At 77.5% G+C, this 1,453-nt stretch carries 1 protein-coding gene; it reads right to left on the bottom strand.

Annotation, left to right across the window (positions count from 1 at the left end):
- Positions 1-114: 114 nt before the first annotated feature.
- Complete coding sequence (locus I53_RS01610) at positions 115-1,326, bottom strand: M23 family metallopeptidase (protein ID WP_043345961.1); 1,212 nt, start codon at positions 1,324-1,326, stop codon at positions 115-117.
- Positions 1,327-1,453: the final 127 nt, after the last annotated feature.

Here is a 1,453-nt window from a genome sequence, read left to right as displayed (position 1 = left end):
GCCCGCGCATGTCCTCGGCGACGCCCATGCGCGCGTCGCGCTTCACGGCCGATGCCACGCGGCCTCCGAGCGCGACGCGGAGGCTCGCACGATGCGGCCCTCCAGGGGGCCGACTCAGTCGGCTCCGAGCCGGGCCGTCGCGACGGTCGCGCCGGCGTCCAGGAAGCGCTGCGGATCCACCGGCGCGCCGTCGATGCGGGTCTCGTAATGCAGATGCGCCCCCGTGGAGCGCCCCGTCGAGCCGACCGAGCCGATGACGTCGCCCGCGGCCACGCGCTGCCCCGGGCGCACCCCGATCCGGGCGAGATGGCCGAACCGGGTGGTCAGGCCGTGGCCGTGGTCGATCTCGACCATGTTGCCGTACCCGCCCGCAGCCTCGGCGGTGACGACCCGGCCCGGCGCGGTGGCGCGGGCGGGCTCGCCGTACTCCGCCTTCAGGTCCAGCCCGGTATGCAGGGCGAGGCCGCGGGTGAAGGGGTCGAGGCGCGTGCCGAACGGGCTCGACACGATCGAGGCCCCCCGGATCGGACGGGCCAGGGGCAGGGTCGCGGCGACCCGGCGCAGGCGCTCGCCGTCGTCGAGCGTCCGCCGGGCCAGCGCGAGGCCCTCCGCGAAGCCGCTGCCGTCCAGGGCGCGGCCATTCAGGGGGACCAGCGGGCCGCCGAGTCCGGCGGCCGGCACGGCCGCATCGAAGCGGTCGGGATCGAGGCCGGTGCGGCCGATCAGGCCGCGCAGCCCCCGCACCGCGTCCCCGGCCCGGGCGGCCAGTCGGGCGAGGCGCTCGCCCTGGGCCGCCTGCAGGCCGTCGAGCCGGGCCTCCAGCCGGATCAGCCCGGTCTCCGCCTCGCGCGCGCTCCGGCGGGGCAGGGGCTCGATGGCGGACCGCGCCGGAGCCGCCCCCTCGGTCGGTCGCAGGAGAAGCCCGTCATAGCCGCCGCTGCGCGGTCCGTCGGACCGGTCGGGCAGGGCGCCGGTGGTGGAGGGCTCGGACAGGGCCTGCCGCTCGAGGTCGCCGAGAGCCGCGGTGCGCCGCTCCAGCTCGGCCTGGCGCTCCAGGGCGGCCGCGACCCGTTCGGCCAATCCGGCCTCGCTGCCCACCCTGTCGCGCCGGTCGCGGTCGAGGCGGTCCTGCAACTCGCCGATGCGCGCCTCGTAGGCGTCGCGCAGGGCGGCCTGCCGGGCGACGAAGCCGGCGAGCACGTCGTCGTGGAACACGATCAGGTAGGAGGCGCCGAGCGCCCAGACCAGCGCCAGGGCAAGGCCGGCGGCAAGCCAGGGGGCCGGCCGGCGCGGCCTGGGAAGCATGTGGAACTTCGGAGGATGCATCGGGACGGCCCCGGGGGAGCCGCCATTCAGACCTCAGTAGGGTTAAGGATCCGTCGCGGGCCGGGTCGTCCGGCCGGTCAGGGCAGGGCGCGGGCGGCCGTCAGCACGGCCTCGGCATGCCCCGGGA

It is taken from the genome of Methylobacterium sp. B1, assembly GCF_000333255.1.
GTDB lineage: Bacteria > Pseudomonadota > Alphaproteobacteria > Rhizobiales > Beijerinckiaceae > Methylobacterium > Methylobacterium fujisawaense.
Note: the sequence above shows the minus strand (reverse complement) of the source record. Positions and strands in the feature narration are given on the sequence as shown.

Bases quoted from the DNA above. Each gene is read 5' to 3' on its own strand.
- I53_RS01610 (WP_043345961.1), bottom strand. From the start codon at position 1,326: ATGCATCCTCCGAAGTTCCACATGCTTCCCAGGCCGCGCCGGCCGGCC.